The sequence below is a fragment of the Streptomyces sp. NPDC048171 genome (assembly GCF_043202655.1).
Taxonomy (GTDB): Bacteria; Actinomycetota; Actinomycetes; order Streptomycetales; family Streptomycetaceae; genus Streptomyces.
In genome coordinates this window covers 21,505-38,291 of sequence record NZ_JBIDAU010000002.1, presented here as the reverse complement: position 1 = coordinate 38,291, position 16,787 = coordinate 21,505, and the positions used below count along the sequence as shown (strand labels likewise).

The 16,787-nt window shown below is 68.7% G+C and carries 15 protein-coding genes and 1 tRNA gene; 2 read left to right on the top strand and 14 right to left on the bottom strand.

The genetic code is table 11. The features are described from left to right. Nucleotides 1-51 precede the first annotated feature (51 nt). The 10 genes from rpoB to ACGF3J_RS04480 all read right to left on the bottom strand — a co-directional run bounded on the left by rpoB (nt 52) and on the right by ACGF3J_RS04480 (nt 10,261). On the bottom strand, nt 52-3,537 hold the full coding sequence (gene rpoB / locus ACGF3J_RS04525; protein ID WP_125492303.1) for a DNA-directed RNA polymerase subunit beta: 3,486 nt from the start codon (nt 3,535-3,537) through the stop codon (nt 52-54). A 588-nt stretch (nt 3,538-4,125) separates the two neighbouring features. After that, a complete protein-coding gene (rplL, locus tag ACGF3J_RS04520) occupies nt 4,126-4,515 on the bottom strand; it encodes a 50S ribosomal protein L7/L12 (RefSeq protein WP_064729330.1) in 390 nt (129 codons plus the stop codon). 117 nt (nt 4,516-4,632) lie between these two features. Continuing rightward, on the bottom strand, nt 4,633-5,163 hold the full coding sequence (gene rplJ / locus ACGF3J_RS04515; RefSeq protein ID WP_064729329.1) for a 50S ribosomal protein L10: 531 nt from the start codon (nt 5,161-5,163) through the stop codon (nt 4,633-4,635). A gap of 313 nt (nt 5,164-5,476) precedes the next feature. Continuing rightward, on the bottom strand, nt 5,477-6,319 hold the full coding sequence (locus ACGF3J_RS04510; protein ID WP_161331996.1) for an LppX_LprAFG lipoprotein: 843 nt from the start codon (nt 6,317-6,319) through the stop codon (nt 5,477-5,479). Between the two features lie 138 nt (nt 6,320-6,457). Then, a complete protein-coding gene (locus ACGF3J_RS04505; RefSeq protein WP_161331997.1) occupies nt 6,458-7,294 on the bottom strand; it encodes a hypothetical protein in 837 nt (278 codons plus the stop codon). 145 nt (nt 7,295-7,439) lie between these two features. Further along, complete coding sequence (rplA, locus tag ACGF3J_RS04500) at nt 7,440-8,165, bottom strand: 50S ribosomal protein L1 (protein ID WP_064729326.1); 726 nt, start codon at nt 8,163-8,165, stop codon at nt 7,440-7,442. Between the two features lie 81 nt (nt 8,166-8,246). Further along, nucleotides 8,247-8,681, bottom strand: coding sequence for a 50S ribosomal protein L11 (rplK, locus tag ACGF3J_RS04495; protein ID WP_003974315.1), 435 nt, complete (start codon nt 8,679-8,681; stop codon nt 8,247-8,249). Nucleotides 8,682-8,863: 182 nt separating this feature from the next. Next, nucleotides 8,864-9,718, bottom strand: a complete 855-nt coding sequence (nusG, locus tag ACGF3J_RS04490; RefSeq protein WP_393853481.1) for a transcription termination/antitermination protein NusG — start codon at nt 9,716-9,718, stop codon at nt 8,864-8,866. 80 nt (nt 9,719-9,798) lie between these two features. Then, complete coding sequence (secE, locus tag ACGF3J_RS04485) at nt 9,799-10,080, bottom strand: preprotein translocase subunit SecE (protein WP_393853480.1); 282 nt, start codon at nt 10,078-10,080, stop codon at nt 9,799-9,801. 108 nt (nt 10,081-10,188) lie between these two features. Then, a tRNA-Trp gene (locus ACGF3J_RS04480) sits at nt 10,189-10,261 on the bottom strand. A gap of 282 nt (nt 10,262-10,543) precedes the next feature. Here ACGF3J_RS04480 and ACGF3J_RS04475 point away from each other — a divergent pair. Beyond that, nucleotides 10,544-11,770, top strand: a complete 1,227-nt coding sequence (locus tag ACGF3J_RS04475; RefSeq protein WP_393853479.1) for a pyridoxal phosphate-dependent aminotransferase — start codon at nt 10,544-10,546, stop codon at nt 11,768-11,770. A gap of 124 nt (nt 11,771-11,894) precedes the next feature. Further along, on the top strand, nt 11,895-12,926 hold the full coding sequence (locus ACGF3J_RS04470; RefSeq protein WP_393853478.1) for an adenosine deaminase: 1,032 nt from the start codon (nt 11,895-11,897) through the stop codon (nt 12,924-12,926). A 55-nt stretch (nt 12,927-12,981) separates the two neighbouring features. Here the strand turns inward: ACGF3J_RS04470 and ACGF3J_RS04465 are convergent, their stop codons facing one another. The 4 genes from ACGF3J_RS04465 to ACGF3J_RS04450 form a co-directional block, all read right to left on the bottom strand. Continuing rightward, nucleotides 12,982-14,037 carry a UDP-N-acetylmuramate dehydrogenase gene (locus ACGF3J_RS04465; protein WP_393853477.1) on the bottom strand — a complete coding sequence of 352 codons (1,056 nt, stop codon included), beginning with the start codon at nt 14,035-14,037 and terminating at the stop codon, nt 12,982-12,984. Nucleotides 14,038-14,133: 96 nt separating this feature from the next. Next, nucleotides 14,134-14,514: a DUF3291 domain-containing protein gene (locus ACGF3J_RS04460; RefSeq protein WP_382811728.1), complete on the bottom strand. Its 381-nt coding sequence runs from the start codon at nt 14,512-14,514 to the stop codon at nt 14,134-14,136. Between the two features lie 33 nt (nt 14,515-14,547). Next, the gene (locus tag ACGF3J_RS04455) at nt 14,548-16,032 is read right to left on the bottom strand and encodes an MFS transporter (RefSeq protein WP_393853476.1); all 1,485 of its coding nucleotides are present in this window, start codon (nt 16,030-16,032) and stop codon (nt 14,548-14,550) included. A gap of 115 nt (nt 16,033-16,147) precedes the next feature. Continuing rightward, nucleotides 16,148-16,720 carry a TetR/AcrR family transcriptional regulator gene (locus tag ACGF3J_RS04450; protein WP_393853475.1) on the bottom strand — a complete coding sequence of 191 codons (573 nt, stop codon included), beginning with the start codon at nt 16,718-16,720 and terminating at the stop codon, nt 16,148-16,150. Between the last annotated feature and the right edge of the window lie 67 nt (nt 16,721-16,787).

The following is a 16,787-nucleotide window of genomic DNA, read 5'->3' as shown; positions in this document are numbered from 1 at the left end:
GGGTCGCGGGGTCGGCGGGGCCTCTGTGGAAGAGGCCCCGCCTGACTCCCGTCAGACCTCTTCGACGCTGCTCGGCTCGCGCCGGGACAGGTCGATGCCAAGCTCCTCCGCGGCGCGGAAGACGTCCTCGTCGGTGTCGCGCATCTCGATGGACATGCCGTCCGAGGACAGCACCTCCACGTTGAGGCACAGGGACTGCATCTCCTTGATGAGCACCTTGAAGGACTCGGGGATGCCGGGCTCAGGGATGTTCTCGCCCTTGACGATGGCCTCGTAGACCTTCACGCGGCCGGTCACGTCGTCGGACTTGATCGTCAGCAGCTCCTGGAGGGCGTACGCGGCGCCGTATGCCTCCAGCGCCCACACCTCCATCTCACCGAAGCGCTGGCCACCGAACTGGGCCTTACCACCCAGCGGCTGCTGGGTGATCATCGAGTACGGGCCGGTCGACCGGGCGTGCAGCTTGTCGTCGACCAGGTGGTGCAGCTTGAGGATGTACATGTACCCGACCGAGATCGGGTCCGGGAACGGCTCACCGCTGCGGCCGTCGAACAGCCTCGCCTTGCCGGTCGGGAGCACCATGCGCTCGCCGTCCCGGTTCGGGATGGTGTGCTGGAGCAGGCCGGCCAGCTCGTCCTCGCGCGCACCGTCGAAGACCGGGGTGGCGACGTTGGTGCCGGGCTCGACCTTGTCGGCGCCGATGGCCTGGAGGCGCTGCGCCCACTCCTCCGCGAGGCCGGAGACGTCCCAGCCGCGGCTGGCGAGCCAGCCGAGGTGGATCTCCAGGACCTGTCCCGGGTTCATTCGGGACGGGACACCCAGCGGGTTCAGGATGATGTCGACGGGCGTGCCGTCCTCCAGGAACGGCATGTCCTCGATCGGGTTGATCTTGGAGATGACGCCCTTGTTGCCGTGGCGGCCGGCGAGCTTGTCACCGTCGGTGATCTTGCGCTTCTGCGCCACGTACACGCGCACCAGCTGGTTCACACCGGGGGGAAGCTCGTCGCCCTCCTCGCGGTCGAAGACGCGGACGCCGATGACCTTGCCGATCTCGCCGTGCGGCACCTTCAGGGAGGTGTCGCGCACCTCGCGCGCCTTCTCACCGAAGATCGCGCGGAGCAGGCGCTCCTCCGGGGTCAGCTCGGTCTCACCCTTGGGCGTGACCTTGCCGACGAGGATGTCGCCGGCGACGACCTCGGCACCGATGCGGATGATGCCGCGCTCGTCGAGGTCGGCGAGGACCTCCTCGGAGACGTTCGGGATGTCCCGGGTGATCTCCTCGGGGCCGAGCTTGGTGTCACGGGCGTCGACCTCGTGCTCCTCGATGTGGATCGAGGAGAGGACGTCGTCCTGCACGAGGCGCTGCGACAGGATGATCGCGTCCTCGTAGTTGTGACCCTCCCACGGCATGAACGCGACCAGCAGGTTCTTGCCGAGCGCCATCTCGCCGTTCTCGGTGGCCGGACCGTCGGCCAGGACCTGGCCCTCAATGATCCGGTCGCCCTCGGCGACGATGACCTTCTGGTTGACCGAGGTGCCCTGGTTGGACCGGGAGAACTTGGCCAGGCGGTACGTGATGTACGTGCCGTCGTCGTTGGTGGTGGTGATGTAGTCGGCGGAGACCTCCTGGACCACACCCGCCTTCTCGGCCTTGACCACGTCACCGGCGTCGGCGGCGGAGCGGTACTCCATGCCGGTGCCGACGAGCGGGGACTCGCTCTTGATGAGCGGCACGGCCTGGCGCATCATGTTCGCGCCCATGAGGGCACGGTTGGCGTCGTCGTGCTCCAGGAACGGGATCATCGCGGTCGCGACCGACACCATCTGGCGCGGCGAGACGTCCATGTAGTCGACGTCGTCACCGGGGACGTAGTCGACCTCGCCGCCACGACGGCGGACCAGGACGCGGGCCTCGGAGAAGCGCATGTCGTCGTTGAGCGTGGCGTTGGCCTGCGCGATGACGAAGCGGTCCTCCTCGTCGGCGGTCAGGTAGTCCACCTCGTCGGTGACCTGGCCGTCGACGACCTTGCGGTACGGCGTCTCGATGAAACCGAACGGGTTGATCCGGCCGTACGAGGCGAGCGAACCGATCAGACCGATGTTCGGGCCTTCGGGCGTCTCGATCGGGCACATGCGGCCGTAGTGCGACGGGTGAACGTCACGGACCTCGAAGCCGGCCCGCTCACGGGAGAGACCACCCGGGCCGAGGGCGTTCAGACGACGCTTGTGCGTCAGCCCCGACAGCGGGTTGTTCTGGTCCATGAACTGGGACAGCTGGCTGGTGCCGAAGAACTCCTTGATGGAGGCGACGACCGGCCGGATGTTGATCAGGGTCTGCGGCGTGATCGCCTCGACGTCCTGGGTCGTCATGCGCTCGCGCACGACGCGCTCCATACGGGCGAGACCCGTACGGACCTGGTTCTGGATCAGCTCGCCGACGTTGCGGATGCGGCGGTTGCCGAAGTGGTCGATGTCGTCGGTCTCGACGACGATCTCCCGGCCCGACTCGCCGACCGTCTCGGTCTCACCGGCGTGCAGCTTCACCAGGTACTTGATGGTGGCGATGACGTCGTCGGTGGTGAGCACGCCGGCGTCCAGCGGCTCGTCCGCGCCGAGCTTCTTGTTGACCTTGTAGCGGCCGACCTTGGCGAGGTCGTAGCGCTTCGGGTTGAAGTACAGGTTCTCCAGAAGCGTCTGCGCGGCCTCGCGGGTGGGGGGCTCGCCCGGACGCAGCTTGCGGTAGATGTCGAGCAGCGCGTCGTCCTGGCCCTGGGTGTGGTCCTTCTCCAGGGTGGCGCGCATGGACTCGTACTCGCCGAACTCCTCGAGGATCTGCTCGGTGGTCCAACCGAGCGCCTTGAGCAGGACGGTCACGGACTGCTTGCGCTTGCGGTCGATGCGCACACCGACCATGTCGCGCTTGTCGATCTCCATCTCCAGCCAGGCACCCCGGGACGGGATGATCTTGGCGGAGAAGATGTCCTTGTCGGACGTCTTGTCGATGGAGGAGTCGAAGTAGACGCCGGGCGAACGGACCAGCTGCGAGACCACGACACGCTCGGTGCCGTTGATGACGAAGGTGCCCTTGTTCGTCATGAGCGGGAAGTCGCCCATGAAGACCGTCTGGGACTTGATCTCGCCGGTCTCGTTGTTGGTGAACTCGGCGGTGACGAAGAGCGGGGCCGCGTACGTGAAGTCACGGTCCTTGCACTCGTCGATGCTGTTCTTCGGAGGCTCGAAACGGTGGTCGCGGAACGTCAGCGACATCGACCCGGAGAAGTCCTCGATCGGCGAGATCTCCTCGAAGATCTCCTCCAGACCGGACTTGGTGGGGACGTCCTGACCGGACTCCAGAGCCGACTCGACGCGAGCCTTCCACGCGTCGTTGCCGAGCAGCCAGTCAAAGCTCTCGGTTTGCAGCGCCAGAAGGTTCGGAACCTCGAGGGGCTCCTTGATCTTTGCAAAGGAGATGCGCAGCGGGGCGGTGCTGGCAGCGTTGTTCGTATTCGCGGTCGAGGCATTGCGCGAGGCGGCCAAGAGGGGGTCCTTCCGAGGGCTCGGACTCACTACGCGCGTACCGGTCCCTCTTCCGTGCACTAAGACAGGGGGTGCCATATGTGGCTAAAGAGCCAGGTCAGGCATGCTCTGGTCGTCAGTGCTCGGGCGAGGGCAGACCCCTGGTGACGGGCAGGGGGCAGCTAACAGGCAGCGCAAAGGGTCAGTGTAGCCACTTGGCACACTGATGTCCAGTGCGGTTCTCGGGGACCGTGTTCGCTCCTCGTTGTTCTCACCACCTGTGCGGCAAGGCCTCGCCCTCAACGCACCCAGATACTGCCCTCTTCGCCGTCGATCCATGCCTCGGATTCGGATCCTTGTGACGACGCCCTGAGAATTGCGCGCTGCGTGCGGTTCGTCAAGGCCCCCCTTGCCCAAACCGGTTGCCGCCAGGGGCTCTCAGGGCCCCGGCGACGGCACAACGAAGATCACCATACTCTCCGCCGTCACGCGTGCAAGGCAGCCGCCGCCGGACCCCCGGTACGCCGAAGAGCGACCACCCGGATGGATGATCGCTCTTCGGCGCTACGGCGTTACAGATCCTGACGGATCCGTGGTGCCTTCGTGGTCTTACTTGACCTCGACGGAGGCGCCGGCGCCCTTGAGGGACTCGGCGGCCTTCTCGGCGGCGTCCTTGGCGACCTTCTCGAGGACGGGCTTCGGGGCGCCGTCCACGAGGTCCTTGGCCTCCTTCAGACCCAGGGAGGTCAGCTCGCGCACGACCTTGATGACCTGGATCTTCTTGTCGCCGGCACCCGTGAGGATGACGTCGAACTCGTCCTGCTCGGCCTCGGCCTCGGCAGCGGCGCCACCAGCGGCACCACCGGCGACGACGACCGGCGCGGCAGCGGCGGCGGTGACGTCGAACTTCTCCTCGAAGGCCTTCACGAACTCGGAGAGCTCGATGAGGGTCATCTCCTCGAACTGGGCGAGCAGGTCGTCCTGGCTGAGCTTCGCCATGATGGCGGTCCTTCCACTAATTCGGCAGGTGCCGGATGTACGGGGTGAGGCGGGCGTACGTCGGCCCGCTGCGATCCGTGCCGCGCTCAGGCGGCCCGGATCAGAAAGCGAGCCGAGTTACTCGGCACCGCCCTGCTCGTCCTGCTTGGCACGGAGCGCGTCCACGGTGCGGACGAGCTTCGAGGGCAGCGCCTGGAAGACGGAGGCAGCCTGGGACTGCTTCGCCTTGAAGGCACCGGCCAGCTTGGAGAGCAGAACCTCGCGGGACTCGAGGTCCGCAAGCTTCTTGATCTCGTCGGCGGACAGCGCCTTGCCGTCAAGGACACCGCCCTTGATGACGAGGTTGGGGTTGTCCTTGGCGAAGTCGCGCAGACCCTTCGCCGACTCCACCGGGTCACCGGTGATGAAGGCGACAGCCGTCGGACCATTGAAGTGGTCGTCCAGCGTCGAGATCCCGGCCTCGTTGGCCGCAATCTTGGTCAGCGTGTTCTTCACCACGGCGTACTGGGCGTTCTCACCGAGCGACCGGCGCAGCGTCTTGAGCTGCGCCACGGTGAGACCGCGGTACTCGGTCAGCACGGCGGCGTTGGAGCTGCGGAACTTGTCCGTCAGCTCGGCAACCGCGGCAGCCTTGTCGGGCGTCGCCATAGAGCCTCGGCCTCCTTCCGGGTGATTCGGACCGCGCGGACCCGAAGGAGGACTGGGGAAAACGAAACGCCCCGGCGCAGGCGCACGGGGCGTGGCTCGACCGTCGCTCACGCGCACGAGGCGCGTACTCCGGGAGCTCATCCACAGTCACCTGCGCGGGTCGTCCGCAGTTCAGCGGATCCTTCGGCCACCGTGCCCTCCAGGGAGCACACGGCAACGACCAGCGGTCTTTGGCTTCTGTGGCAGCGTACGGGAACGGGGCAGTGTCAAGCAAATCCGCCCCTGCCGCCACCCCTGACGAGGGGGCGGCGACTCAGCCCTGCTGGGACTCCTTCATCATCTCGGCCAGGTCCATGGTGTCCTTGGCCGGCGGGGCGGCGACCTTCACCGGTTCGTTGAACCCGAGGAAGGTGAAGGTCATGTCCAGCGGACCCTTGTCGGCCTGACCGCGCATACGGAACTGCTTGGTCCGGTCGTCGCCGTCGATCCACAGATCCATGTTGAGCTTGTCGACGCCCATCTTCTCGTACTGCTCGAGGCTCTTCTGGCGCTTCTCCCGGGTGGCCTTGTCCTCGCCGGCGAGGGTCTTCTCCAGCTCGGCGACGGTGACCGTGCCCTTGTAGTGGGTGGTCTCGACGCCGTCGACGGTCTCGCTGCCGACCTTCTCGACGTCCTCGGCTCCGGTGAGGAAGGTGGACTCGGTCGCCGGGTTCTTGTCCGCCTGGGAGGCGCTGCCCAGCTGGTCCAGCTCCTCGCCGGCGCCCAGCGCGGACAGGTCGAACTTCATCCAGCTCTTGCCGTCCATCTCCTTGGCCGCCTCGGCGCCGCCGCCGATGTACATCGCCTTGTCGACGAGCCGGATCTCCGCGCTCGCGCCGGCGCCCTGGTCCAGCGCCGTCATCTTCATGCTCATCGCGAGCGTGGGCTTGATCCGCATCTGGGCCTCGGCCTTGACGCGGCCCTCCTCGGGCGTCCGGCCGGTCATCCGGTAGCGGATGGTGTCGATCTCCTCGGTGTTCTTCGCCGCCTTCGCGACCGCCGCCGCGGGCGTCATCTCAGGGGACTCCTCGGTCCCGCCGGAACAGCCAACGGCTCCGGCGGCGAGGAGCAGCGCGGCCACGGAGGCGCCCACGGGCACACGTACGGAAGTCTTCATCGGTATCCCCCCACGGGATTCAAGGAGCACAGGTGACGCGCAGCAGGTGCACAGCCGACGCACATCGGATCTCCACATCAAGGACGCGAGCGTATCCGAGATGGTTCGAGCGATCTTGTGATTTCCCGTCGGCGGTCGCTAGCGGTCCTGCGCCGCCAGCAGTTCCTTGAAGTCGGCCGTGTCCGCGGCCGGCGGGCGCTCGGTGGACACCTCGACGCCGTAGTCGCTGTAGTACGCGGTCTGGGTCAGCTCCCCGGTCTTCGTCCGGCCCCGTTCGACCTTCTTGACCAGCAGGTTCCGGTCGTCGACCCAGATGTCGACGGTCTGGGCGGTGGGCCCGCCGACCGTGCCGGACCAGTGGGTGGCGCGTCGGCCGCGCGTCTCCTCCTCGCCCACCTTGCGTACGTCCCTGGCGGTCAGCAGCAGCTTCACCGCCTGGTGGGGCGTGGTGTTGCGCATCTGGTCCGCGAACCCGGCGCCCGCGCCGCCGCCGAGGTCCTCCAGGTCGGCGTAGACGTACTTGATCCAGTGCCGGCCGCCGACCCGGGCGGCGAACTCGTCGCCCATCCGGGCGTAGTAGGCGTCGGCGAGGTACCGGGCCTCCATCGCGGTGGTGCCCAGCCGGCGCATCGTCTCGGCGGTGGTGCCACCGGTGTACGTGATCATGAGGGTGCCGGTGAGGCCGTCGTGCCAGCCCAGGGCGCCGGTGGCCTCCAGGGACAGCTCGGTGCCCATCACGGTCGTGGACTCCACCCGCGCCGAACCCGCCCGGCCGGTCGCCCGCTCGACGGCGCGCAGGGCGTCGGCCGAAGGGCCGGTGAGGGCCGGAGGGACGGAGGACGCCGGTGTCGAGGACCGCGGAGCCGAGGAGGCCGGGGCTGCGGGGTCCCCGGAGGACGTGCAGGCGGTGACGCCCGCCAGCATGACCGACACCGCGACCGAGACGACCGCACGGCGTACCGTCGTGCCCCTCATCCGCCCACCCCCTGTGCCCCGCGCGCCCCCTGCGCCTCGTGCGGGGGTCCCCTGCCCGCACGCTAGCCCAGGGTCGCGGGAAAAGGGACGGGCCCCGCACCTCGGAAGGTGCGGGGCCCGTGAACCGGTTGGGCGAGCCGTTGGCTCAGACCGCCGCCGGGTCCTCCTCGGTGAGGAGGTTGCGGGTGCGGTTGGAGTCGACCGGGATGCCGGGGCCGATCGTGGTGCTGATCGCGGCCTTCTTGATGTACCGGCCCTTCGCGGCGGACGGCTTGAGGCGGAGGATCTCCTCCAGCGCCGCGCCGTAGTTCTCCACCAGCTTGGTGTCGTCGAACGACGTCTTGCCGATGATGAAGTGCAGGTTCGAGTGCTTGTCGACGCGGAACTCGATCTTGCCGCCCTTGATGTCGTTGACAGCCTTGGCGACGTCCGGGGTCACGGTGCCGGTCTTGGGGTTCGGCATGAGACCACGGGGACCGAGCACGCGGCCGAGGCGGCCGACCTTGCCCATGAGGTCCGGGGTGGCGACGACGGCGTCGAAGTCCAGACGGCCCTTCGACACCTCGTCGATCAGTTCGTCGGCGCCGACGATGTCGGCGCCCGCGGCACGCGCGGCCTCGGCACGGTCGCCGGTCGCGAAGACCAGGACCCGGGCGGTCTTGCCGGTGCCGTGCGGGAGGTTCACGGTGCCACGGACCATCTGGTCGGCCTTGCGCGGGTCGACACCCAGGCGGAAGGCGACCTCGACGGTGCCGTCGAACTTGCTCGTGGAGGTCTCCTTGGCGAGACGGACGGCCTCGAGCGGGGCGTAGAGCTTGTCCCGGTCGATCTTGGCGTCCGCAGCGCGGAGAGACTTGCTGCGCTTGCTCACTACTGCTCCTGTTGGCTTCTGAGGAGTCGTGGTGCGGGCCGAGCCGGCCCTGCCACTACTGCTTGCTTACGGGGGTGGAGGTCAGCCCTCGACCGTGACGCCCATGGAACGGGCGGTACCGGCGATGATCTTCTCCGCCTGGTCCAGGTCGTTGGCGTTGAGGTCGGGCATCTTGGTGGTGGCGATCTCACGGACCTGGTCACGCGTGATCTTCGCGACCTTGGTCTTGTGCGGCTCGCCGGAGCCCTTCTCCACACCCGCGGCCTTGAGGATCATCTTCGCGGCCGGCGGGGTCTTGGTGATGAAGGTGAAGGAACGGTCCTCGTAGACCGTGATCTCCACCGGGATGACCCAGCCACGCTGCGACTCGGTCGCGGCGTTGTAGGCCTTGCAGAACTCCATGATGTTCACGCCGTGCTGACCCAGCGCGGGGCCGACCGGCGGAGCCGGGTTGGCGGCACCGGCCTGGATCTGGAGCTTGATGAGCCCCGTGACCTTCTTCTTCTTGGGAGGCATAGCTCTCCGGGTCCTTTCGATTCGGGTCCTGCCCGCGTTCGGGAGCTACCCGGACACAGGCATACCGCACAACGATAGCGGGTATAGATGCGCGGCCAAAAACCGAGCAGGTCAGACGAGCAGCCTGCGCCCGTCCGACCTGTTCGGAAGCGTTACGTCCAGAGAAGTACCGGTGAGGGGTACTAGTTCTTCTGGATCTGGTCGAAGCTCAGCTCGACCGGGGTCTCGCGGCCGAAGATCTCGACGAGGCCCTTGACCTTCTTCGAGTCGGCGTTGATCTCGTTGATCGTGGCCTGGAGCGTGGCGAAGGGGCCGTCGGTGACGGTGACCGAGTCGCCGACCTCGAAGTCCAGGACCTGGACCTCGACCTTGCGCTGCGGCGCCGGCTTGCCCTCGGCCTCGGCGGCCTCGCGGGCGGCCTTCTCCTCGGCCTCCGGGGCGAGCATCTTGACGATCTCGTCCAGCGTCAGCGGGTACGGGTCGTAGGCGTTGCCCACGAAGCCGGTGACACCGGGGGTGTTGCGGACGACACCCCAGGACTCGTTGGTCAGGTCCATGCGGACCAGGACGTAGCCCGGCAGCTTGTTCTGGCGGATCGTCTTGCGGTCGCCGTTCTTGATCTGGACGACCTCTTCCTGCGGCACCTCGGCCTGGAAGATGTAGTCCTCGACGTTCAGCGAGACGGCGCGCTGTTCGAGGTTGGTCTTCACGCGGTTCTCGTAACCGGCGTAGGTGTGGATCACGTACCACTCGCCGGGGAGGACGCGCAGTTCGCGGCGGAGCGCCTCGATCGGGTCCAGCTCGGGCTCGGTCTCCGCGGCCTCTTCCACCTGCTCGGCGGAGTCGTCGTCCGCGGCTTCCGCGGTCTCGTCGTCCTCGGCCTCTGCGGTCTCGTCCGCTTCGACGACGGCGTCGTCGGCAGCCTCGGCCTCGGCGGAGGCCTGGGTGTCCTCGTTGCCGGCGCCCTCGTCGGTGCCGGGCTCGTCCTCGACGGACTCGACCGGCTCGAAGGCGTCGTTCACGTTCGGGTCAGACACGGTGGCTGCTTCTTCCTGGATACATAGGGGTGGAACACGCGAAAGGGGCGCCGGGTACCTCGGCGCCCTTCGCTCTCGACTCAGCCGAAGACGTACTTGGCGGCGTGAGAGAAGCCATAGTCAATCAGAGTCACCAGGCCGATCATGATGACCACGAAGATGATCACCACGGTGGTGTACGTCGTCAGCTGATTCCGGGTCGGCCAGACAACCTTGCGGAGTTCCGCGACGATCTGACGGTAGAAGAGGGCGAGCCGCTTAAGGGGGCCCTTCTTGCCGCGCTTGCCGCCCTTGCGGGACTTCTTGTCCGCCGCCTCGTCCTGGGCATCAGGCATGTCGATGGAGCCCACGGCGTCCGTCACTCGTCCTCACCTGATTCCGGGTCGTGGCCGTGCCGCGCCCGGTTGGAGCCGCACGGCGGTGCATTGCTGTACGTACATGCGCACACATCCTGGCGATGGTGTGTGTAGCAGGGCCGGAGGGACTTGAACCCCCAACCGCTGGTTTTGGAGACCAGTGCTCTACCAATTGAGCTACGACCCTTTGTGTGTCCCCCAACGTACCGCATCCATCCGGATGCTTGGTGTGCACCGAATGATCGCGGGCTGCTGAAGGCCAACGAGGTGAGAGTGTACGTGCTCACGGGCCGGGCGTCGAACAGAATGGGGCGGCGAGGCGCCCCGCCAGGGGGCATTGGCCGAAGATCGCCCAGGCGGGCGCGGGGTTCCGGACTGATGTTCTGGGTCCTGCCCCGTTCCAGTTCCGTCCTGTTCAGTCCGTGAAACCCGTGTGCCGCCGCGGTTTGCGGTCTGGAACGATGGGGCCATGAGCGCTGCAACCCCTCCCACCGAGCGCCGGGTCTCCGCCCGAGTCGGCGCGATCTCCGAGTCCGCGACCCTCGCCGTGGACGCCAAGGCCAAGGCCCTGAAGGCCGCCGGGCGTCCGGTGATCGGCTTCGGCGCCGGTGAGCCCGACTTCCCGACGCCGGACTACATCGTCGAGGCCGCCGTCGAGGCGTGCAAGAACCCGAAGTACCACCGCTACACGCCGGCCGGCGGGCTGCCCGAGCTGAAGGCCGCCATCGCCGCGAAGACGCTGCGCGACTCCGGCTACGAGGTCGACCCGTCGCAGATCCTCGTGACCAACGGCGGCAAGCAGGCCATCTACGAGGCGTTCGCCGCGATCCTCGACCCGGGCGACGAGGTCATCGTCCCGGCCCCGTACTGGACGACGTACCCGGAGTCGATCCGGCTGGCCGGGGGCGTGCCCGTCGAGGTCGTCGCCGACGAGACGACCGGCTACCGGGTGAGCGTGGAGCAGCTGGAGGCCGCGCGCACGGACAGGACCAAGGTCGTCCTCTTCGTCTCGCCGTCGAACCCGACGGGGGCCGTGTACAGCGAGGCCGAGACCGAGGCGATCGGCCAGTGGGCCGTCGAGCACGGCCTGTGGGTGCTGACCGACGAGATCTACGAGCACCTCGTCTACGGCGACGCCTTCTCCGTGTCCATGCCGGCGCTGCTGCCCGAACTGCGCGACAAGTGCATCGTGGTCAACGGTGTCGCGAAGACGTACGCGATGACCGGCTGGCGGGTCGGGTGGGTCATCGGCCCGAAGGACGTCGTCAAGGCCGCGACGAACCTCCAGTCGCACGCCACGTCCAACGTGTCCAACGTGGCCCAGGCGGCGGCGATCGCCGCGGTCTCCGGCGACCTGGACGCCGTGGCGAAGATGCGGGAGGCCTTCGACCGGCGCCGCCAGACCATCGTGCGGATGCTCAACGAGATCGACGGCGTGGTGTGCCCGGAGCCCAAGGGCGCGTTCTACGCCTACCCGTCGGTGAAGGCGCTGGTCGGCAAGGAGATCCGCGGCAAGCGTCCGCAGGACACGGTCGAGCTGGCCGCGCTGATCCTGGAGGAGGCCGAGGTCGCGGTGGTGCCGGGTGAGGCGTTCGGTACGCCCGGGTACCTGCGGCTGTCGTACGCGCTCGGCGACGAGGACCTCGTCGAGGGCGTGAGCCGGATCCAGAAGCTGCTGGCGGAGGCCCGGGACTGACCCCGCCCGCTGCCGCGACAGAGCACTCCGGAACGTTCCGGAGTGCTCTGTTTGTTTGTGCGAGCAAGACCACGTACGGGGAAAGTGCTGTCGGGTCGGGCGTGTCGTGCGGCAGGATCGCGGAATGGAGCGTGTACGTGATGTCTCTGAACTGCCGAAGGCCCATCTCCACCTGCACTTCACCGGGTCGATGCGGCCCACGACCCTGCTGGAACTGGCCGACAAGCACGGTGTACGACTGCCCGAGACGCTGACCGAGGCGCTGGGCCGCGGTGAGTCGCCAAAACTGCGGGCGACGGACGAGCGGGGCTGGTTCCGCTTCCAGCGGCTGTACGACGCGGCGCGGTCGTGTCTGCAGGAGCCGGAGGACATCCAGCGGCTGGTGCGGGAGGCCGCGGAGGAGGATGTGCGGGACGGCTCGGGGTGGCTGGAGATCCAGGTGGACCCGACGTCGTACGCCCCGCGGCTGGGCGGGTTGATCCCGGCGCTGGAGATCATCCTGGACGCGGTGGAGACGACCGTGCGGGACACGGGGATCGGGATGCGGGTGCTGGTGGCCGCGAACCGGATGAAGCACCCCCTGGACGCGCGCACGCTGGCCCGGCTGGCGGTGCGGTACGCGGACCGGGGCGTGGTCGGGTTCGGCCTGTCCAACGACGAACGGCGGGGCATGGCCCGCGACTTCGACCGGGCGTTCGCGATCGCGCGTGAGGGCGGGCTGCTGTCGGCGCCGCACGGGGGTGAGCTGACCGGGCCGGCGTCGGTACGGGACTGCCTGGACGACCTGGAGGCGGACCGGATCGGGCACGGGGTACGGGCGGCGGAGGATCCGCGGCTGCTGAAGCGGCTCGCCGACCGGCAGGTGACGTGCGAGGTGTGTCCGGCGTCGAACGTCGCCCTGGGCGTGTACGAGAAGCCGGAGGACGTGCCGCTGCGGAAGCTGTTCGAGGCGGGCGTGCCGATGGCGCTGGGCGCGGACGATCCGCTGCTGTTCGGGGCGCGGCTGGCGGCTCAGTACGAGTTCGCCCGGGAGCACCACGGGTTCACGGACCCGGAACTGGCGGAGCTGGCGCGCCAGTCGGTGCGGGGGTCGGCGGCGCCGGAGGACGTGAAGGAGAAACTGCTGGCCGGGGTGGACGACTGGCTGGCCGGGTAGCCGGGCCGGATGCCCGCGCCGGCTCGCCGGGCGGGGCCCGATGGGGCCTGGAGACCTAGAGCCGCACGCCCACCGTCACGGGCTCGTTGACCAGCGTGACGCCGAACGCGTCGTGGACCCCGGCGACGACCTCGCGGGCCAGCGCCAGCAGGTCCTCCGTGGTGGCCTCGCCGCGGTTGGTCAGCGCCAGCGTGTGCTTGGTGGAGATCCGGGCGGGGCCGGTTCCGTAGCCCTTGGTGAAGCCGGCCTTGTCGATCAGCCAGGCCGCCGAGGTCTTGACGAGGCCGTCCCCGGCCGGGAAGGCGGGCGGCTCCGCCGAGTCCCCGAGCCGCTCGGACACCCGCGAACGGAACGCGGCGAACTCCTCGTCCGTGAGGATCGGGTTGGTGAAGAACGATCCGGCCGACCAGGTGTCGTGGTCGTCCGGGTTCAGCACCATGCCCTTCCCCGCGCGCAGCTTCAGCACGGTGTCGCGGGCGGCGGTCAGCCGGACCCGGTCACCCGCCTCGACGCCGAGCTCGCGGGCCGTCTCGGCGTAGCGGATGGGCGCGGAGAACCCGCGGGCGTCCTCCAGCCGGAAACGGACGCGCAGCACGACGAACCGCTCGGGTTCGGCCTTGAAGCGGCTGTTGCGGTACGAGAAGTCGCAGGCCGCGTTGGAGAGGGTGACCGTCTCCCGGTTCCTGCGGTCGTACGCCGTCACCTCGGTGATCGTGGAGCTGACCTCCTGGCCGTACGCGCCGACGTTCTGGATGGGCGTCGCGCCCGCCGAGCCGGGGATGCCGGCCAGGCACTCGACGCCGGCCAGTCCGGCCTCGACGGTGCGGGCGACGGCGTCGGACCAGATCTCGCCGGCCGCCAGCTCCAGCGTCGTGCCGTCGAGGGTGAGGCCGCGGGTGGCGATGTGCAGGGCGGTGCCGTCGAAGCCCTTGTCTCCGATGACCAGGTTGGATCCGCCGCCGATGAGCAGCAGGGGCGTGCCGGTGTCGTCGGCGTCGCGGACGGCGGCGATCACCTCGGCGTCGGTCGTGGCCGTGATCAGCCGGGTCGCCGGTCCTCCGAGTCGGAAGGTGGTCAGCGGGGCGAGGGGGGCGTCCTGGATTTCCTGCACGCGCCCAAGACTACGAGACGCCACCGACAGCCCCGGGCAGCGGGAAGCGCCCCGACCGTCCGGCCGGGGCGCTTCCTCCTTCACCGGGGGCGTCCTTCACCGCAGGCGCTGCCGTACTTCGGCCCAGCTGACCGGCAGCTCGTCGCTCGACGCCGGCCAGGAGGCGAACTTCGCGTCCCGCATCTGCGCGGAGAGCCCGCGGGAGGCCGGGGCGTGGGTGCCGGAGCGGGCGAAGTCCTTGAGCGCCTCGGGCGACTCCCAGGCGGACAGCGTCCAGAACGTCCGCTTGAAGGGCTCCGCCTTCAGGGACGCGCCGTACGCACCTCGCGCGCCCCTCACCTGCCGCCACACGCCCGGCGTGCGCGCCAGGAACTTCAGCGCTCCCCACAGCGTGCGGGTCTCGAAACGGGAGGCGAAGACGTGTACCTCCGTGGCCTGCGGCGGCTGGTTCGGCACGGTCCAGGGAAGGGTGGGCATGTCGGGCTCTCCTCTCGTCCTGCGCGGGTGCGGTCAGCTGGTGGCCGCGGGGGCGGCGGATGCGGTCTCCGCCGGCTCCGGGGTGGGGTTCGGGTTCGTTCCGGGCGTCTCCGTGGAGGTCCGGCCGGCCGGGCGGCCGCCCGGGATCAGCAGGGCCGCCACGCCTCCGAGGGCCACCACGGCCGCGCCGACCGCGACCGCGGGCCGCAGTCCGTCGACGAAGATCTGGGGGGACTCGTAGCCGCCCTGCGCCGCGAAGATCGAGGACATGACCGCGATGCCGAGCGCGCCGCCGACCTCGCGCAGGGCGTTGTTGGCGCCGGAGGCGATGCCCTGCTCCTTGTTCACGACGCTGGACATCACCAGGGCGGAGGCGGGAGCGAAGTACAGGGCCATGCCGATTCCGCTGATGATCAGACCGGGCAGCTGGACCCCGTAGGAGGCGTCGGCTGTGATCACCCAGGCGAGGTAGCCGAGGCCGGCCGCCTGGAGGAAGAGGCCCGCGGCGACGACCGGGCGCCCTCCGACGCGGTCCGAGAGGATGCCGGCGATGGGCGCGACCAGCATCGGCATCCCGGTCCAGGGCAGCATGCGCAGTCCCGCCTCGGTGGGCGAGTAGCCGAGCACCCCCTGCATGTACTGGCTGAGCAGGAAGATCGAGCCGAACATCCCGAGGAACATCAGCAGGCTCGCCGCGTTGATCCCGGCGAAGGCGCGGGAGCGGAAGAGGCGCATGGGCAGCATGGGGTTCCTGGCGCGGGTGCTGTAGAGGACGAAGCCGGCGAGCAGCGCCACCCCCGCGAACAGGGCCACGAGCACCACGGAACCGGTCCACCCGTCGACGGGGCCGCGGACCAGGCCGTAGACGATGCCGAAGAGTCCGCCACTGGCGAGCAGGGTGCCGGGGATGTCGAGCGGGGCGCCGGTGCCGTAGGACTCGGCGAGGCGGAGGCGGGCGAGCGGCAGCAGGGCCAGACCCAGCGGAACGTTCAGCCAGAAGATCCACTGCCAGGAGATGTGTTCGGTGAGGGTGCCGCCGACCAGCGGACCCGAGGCCACGGCCAGCCCGTTGACGGCGCCCCAGATGCCGTACGCCATCCCGCGGCGTTCGGCGGGTACGGCGGCCGTCAGCAGGGTCAGGGTGAGCGGCATCATGATCGCCGCGCCGACGCCCTGGACCGCGCGGGCGGCGATGAGCGAGTCGATGCCGGGTGCCATGGCCGCGGCGGCGGAGGCGACGGTGAAGACGGTCAGACCGACGATGAAGAGCTTGCGGCGGCCGAAGCGGTCGCCCAGTGCCGCGCCGAACATCAGGAGGACGGCGAAGGTGAGCGTGTACGCGCTCACGGTCCATTCCAGGTCGTGCAGCGCCCCGCCCAGGTCCTCGCGGATGGAGGGCAGGGCGGTGGTGACGACGAGGTTGTCGAGGGCGGCCATGAATCCGGCGACGCTGGTGATGACGAGGGCCCAGACGGCTCCCCCGCCGCGTGTGCTCCGACCTGTGCTGTGCTGTGACATCTCTCCCCCAGAGGGTGTGCACCGCTTGCGGTTTGTTTTTTGGTTAGTAATTGCTTACTAACTTCTCCGGGCATACGAGTGGCGTGCGACGGCACACGCCGCCGACCTCGCGCCCCTACGCGCCGTTCCGGTTCTCTTTGGCCCGCGCCGAGATGTAGAGGCCGTCCCAGATCCGGTGCCCCGGCGGAAAACCCATTCCCGCAAGGGTGTTGACGAGCATGCCGTACGCCATGAAGGTCGTCGTTTCGTCCACGTCGCCCCCCAGGGGCACGTGGACGGTGTCCCAGAGTTCCAGCCAGCCCCTGCGCACCATCTCGCCGAACTCGTGGTCCCCGGACGCCTCGGCCGCGGCGACCGTGACGTAGACCTGCAACTGCATCTGCAGCTTCTCGGGGTGATCGGCGATCAATTGCGTGTATGCCTCGGCCATGGAGTGCAGGGCCTCTTCGCCGTGCAGCCCCTCGGACGCCGTCTCGAACACCTCGCGCGTGTCCTGGAGACAGCGTTCCGCGACGGCGAGGAAGATCGCTTTCTTGCCCGGAAAGAGCCGGAAGAGGTACGGCTGGGAGACCCCCACCCGCTTGGCGATGGCCTCCGTGGAGGTGCCGTAGTAGCCACCCCGGGCGAACTCGGTCGTCGCCGCGCGGATGACGCTCTCGCGTCGCTCCTCTGCGCTCATCCTGACCATGGATAGAAAGTTAGTACTCAATCACTAACTACGTCAAGGGGTAAGGGACGCTCTCAATGGAGAACGC